This window comes from Vibrio sp. OPT46 (assembly GCF_015163535.1).
GTDB classification, from domain to species: domain Bacteria; phylum Pseudomonadota; class Gammaproteobacteria; order Enterobacterales; family Vibrionaceae; genus Vibrio; species Vibrio alginolyticus.
Genome location: NZ_JADDYG010000875.1, coordinates 30,642 through 34,181 on the forward strand (window position 1 = coordinate 30,642; position 3,540 = coordinate 34,181).

Genomic DNA, 3,540 nt, shown 5'->3' on the forward strand with positions numbered 1-3,540 from the left:
ATCAAACATCCAAGCTGCTGCTAGTACACAAAGCAGGCCAGAAACCGTCATCACTACAGCAGAAAGTAGAATGTTGATGGTTCTAAAGTTCAATGCTTTAAAGAACTGCGCACCACCTTGATACCCTACTGCGTAAATAAAGAGCGCAAAGAAAATGCTTTTTACGCCGGGATCAATATGAACACCAAATTGCCCAATAATTACACCCATTAATAATGTTCCCGCAACACCGCCAAGAACAAATCGACCAATGGTAATTTTACCTACCATATAACCGAGAGAGAGCGTAATAAAGAGAGCAACAAATGGTGCCATGTCAAAAAGGTTAGAAATAATTTCCATGACAATTTTACTCTTACTAATAAATATAAACCTCAAATAATCTAACGAATAATCTGTCACTCATATTTGTTGGATTATTTAATTTAAAAAGCATCTCGTTTGCTTCGAAGCGAATATTAGAAACAAAACCTCACAACTCGTAATCCCATTTGAAGGATGAAACCATCACTTCGCATATTCAAACGCAAACATTGAACAATAATTGTCGAAAATTTAATAACTTAGTGGTCTGAAATGAACATCAAATAAATTGGAAAATAAATTTATTTTTATTTTCACTGTCCAAAAAGCTACTTTGTTGCGCTATTCCCTCTATATAGCGCATAACACCTTTCTCTTGATGGATTAGATCCTACAAAAGCGATTATCACTGATGCCATCACTTGCCTTATCTTTACATTCATCAAGTTAATAGAGAAAAACACCATGAACTCAATGCCACATGAACTTGTGTGGGGCGAAGTTTACTTCCCTCCCTTGTTGCTGGTTATTGCATTGGCTTACATGCTCACCATTTTGGTTGGAACCGTTGCAACAAAACTGGGACTCCACAAATACGTTGCATTTCCTGCGCTCGCTGAGCTAAGCCTAATTGTGATTTTTACTGGCGTTATTGGTCGATTCATTACCATATTTTGAGGCAAATTCCGTGATAAAACGTTATCTCATCACACTGCTATTACTGTGTTCCGCTGGCACCGTGATTTTCAGCTACTACCAATCATACTCTGACAACCCTTGGACTAGAGATGGCCAAGTTAGCGCGCACATCGTTTCTATAACCCCCCGCGTAACAGGACAAATCATCCAAGTCTACGTCGAAGACAATTCGCAAGTGAAACAAGGCGATTTGCTGTTTGAGATTGACCCAAGCATCTATAAAGCGGCATACCACAAAGCATTGGCGACTCAAAAACAAGCGGTCGCTCTGTTAGCAAAAGCAAAAAACGAAGAGCAGCGAGCACTTAAGTTAGAAAAGCGCACACCTGGCGCTGTACCTGTACTGACATTGAATAACCTAGACAATGCGGTGGAGACAGCCGTTGCCAACGTAGAACTCGCGAAAGCCAATGTTGAAGAAGCCAAGCTAAACCTTGATTACACAAAAGTTTATGCGCCAACGAATGGTTATATCACTAATTTGAACTTACGTGTCGGCTCTCAAGTCGTCGCTAACTCCCCAGTCGTGGCTTTGATTGATGAAGACAGCTTTTGGATCGAAGGATATTTCAAAGAAACGGATTTAGTTGGCGTTGATCCACAAGATAAAGCCTACGTGACCTTAATGATGCACAATGAAGCTGTGTTGGAAGGAAAAATCAAAAGCATCGGCTACGGCATTGCGAAGCAAGATGGTAGTACTGGTAACGATCTTTTGCCCAATGTGAACCCTAACTTTCAGTGGATACGCTTAGCTCAACGCATTCCAATTAAAGTGAAATTAGATCACTTACCGAAAGATTTTCAACTACGTGTTGGTATGACGGCCTCTATCAAAATCATCAAACAATAATGCGGTGGAATGTATGTTTAATGCCTCAACCAAAGAAGCAATCAAAGCTGCGCTGTCTATCGTTATCGCGATCTGCCTTGCCTTATGGTTTCAATGGGAGAAACCGTATTGGGCAGCGATCGCAGTCGCGGTAATGGCATTAAATGAAAGCTTCGCTCACTCGATAAACAAAGGTCATAATCGCTTATTAGGAACCCTCCTTGGCATCGGTTATGCCTTTTTCCTCATCACGACGTTTTCTCAAGATCGCTTTTTGTTTCTCACCTTCTTCACCTTGTTTTTAGGTGCGTGCATTTTTATGTCGAGCGACGAAAAGTATGGTTATGTGTTCTCTATCGGTTTTGCTGTGTGCTCCATCATCGCATGTATGGGAGGATTTGATAGTCAAGCAACGTTCCACTTCGCTGTTCTTCGCATGCAAGAGACTATTCTTGGTGTGATCACGTTTTCTGTTGTGTACCGATTAGTCTGGCCAGTCAGTACAGAACAAAACTTCATTCAACGTTTTGAGACCAGCAGAGAGGCGATGCTTAACGCTATGAAATCGCCCAATGATATAGATACTGAAGCTCTTGAGACCAACAGCGCCAACATAGAAAAGTTGTTCCAACTGGTCGGTTTACCACTTACTGGCAGCTACCACTTGAAAGAACATCGTCAGCTATGGCGTGCGCGTTTAAATGAGATGGCACAAATCCAAGACCGATTGCTAGAACAAGCAGATAAATCGCAAAGTCGTGAGATCGATTGGCCAACGCTAACGCAGCAACTTCAAAGCTTTGATATTAAAAATCCAAGTACGTCGCTCATTGGTCACGTTGCTTATGTCATGCAAAGAGAGAAAAACACGGTTTGGCATCACGAGCATCGAACGTTTATCCAGCATTTGAATGAAGACGGCAGAAAGGTATTGCAAGGTGTATCCATGTTCGTCACTTCTTTGTTGATCTGGATTTATCTGCCCGTACCCGGAGGTTTCATTTTTCCGATGCTAGCAGGCGTGTTCTCTTCAATCGTTCCTACTATGCCACCAAGCATTATTAAAGATGCATTTTTTGGTGTGATAGGCACTGGCACGGTGATTCTATTGCAATACATTTTCATAATGCCAATGATGACCGAGCTTTGGCAGCTTGGGCTATTCTACTTCATCAACATCATCGTAATTTGGAAGGTGTTTTCCACACCAAAACTGATGGTACACAGAATTCTAGGTATTAACTTATTGGTTGTCTTGACATCAGGAGCGCTCAATTTAACCCCAGCGTATCGAATTGAAACGCCCTTGCTGATGCTGGTAAACATTATGATCATTTTGATGATTGCCAAGTTGTTTACTGATCTGTTTCGTGTTCGCGTTACGGTCTAAGCGTCACCTCCGTTCTTGAAACTAAAGCCCTGCATTGCTTCTGCTATGCGGGGCTGTTTGTTTGTGAGCTAGCCATTATTCCTCCGTAACCCATAAAGCGAGGATAGTATCCATCAAAAGCGATTAACGGTATTTCTCTTCACCTCATAAAATCCTCTCATTGATTCACGAAATGCAATCGAAAACCATGCATTCACAACGTCAATCACAGCAAACATATCTATCTAACTGAACAAGAAGTTCAGTGACACATTAACTGTCTGAGTCTCGAAGGTTTGAGACTATTCAGAGTGGAAACTGTCATGAGTTTTTTTGA

At 41.5% G+C, this 3,540-nt stretch carries 3 protein-coding genes and 1 pseudogene; 3 read left to right on the top strand and 1 reads right to left on the bottom strand.

Annotation, left to right across the window (positions count from 1 at the left end):
• Positions 1–342, bottom strand: a pseudogene (locus IQR33_RS34965) (aspartate-alanine antiporter); the annotation flags it as partial.
• A gap of 426 nt (positions 343–768) precedes the next feature.
• On the opposite strand from IQR33_RS34965, the gene IQR33_RS31130 reads away from it, so the two are divergent.
• From IQR33_RS31130 to IQR33_RS31140, 3 genes are read left to right on the top strand one after another with little or no spacing between them, the layout of a single operon-like run.
• A complete protein-coding gene (locus tag IQR33_RS31130; protein ID WP_005377106.1) occupies positions 769–981 on the top strand; it encodes a DUF1656 domain-containing protein in 213 nt (70 codons plus the stop codon).
• Positions 982–991: 10 nt separating this feature from the next.
• A complete protein-coding gene (locus tag IQR33_RS31135) occupies positions 992–1,855 on the top strand; it encodes an HlyD family secretion protein (protein ID WP_193837337.1) in 864 nt (287 codons plus the stop codon).
• 13 nt (positions 1,856–1,868) lie between these two features.
• Complete coding sequence (locus IQR33_RS31140; protein WP_104975374.1) at positions 1,869–3,224, top strand: FUSC family protein; 1,356 nt, start codon at positions 1,869–1,871, stop codon at positions 3,222–3,224.
• Positions 3,225–3,540: the final 316 nt, after the last annotated feature.

What these genes read in the sequence shown, in the direction of transcription:
- IQR33_RS31130 (WP_005377106.1), top strand. Translation starts at nt 769, where the DNA reads ATGAACTCAATGCCACATGAACTTGTGTGGGGCGAAGTTTACTTCCCT.
- IQR33_RS31140 (WP_104975374.1), top strand. Translation starts at nt 1,869, where the DNA reads ATGTTTAATGCCTCAACCAAAGAAGCAATCAAAGCTGCGCTGTCTATC.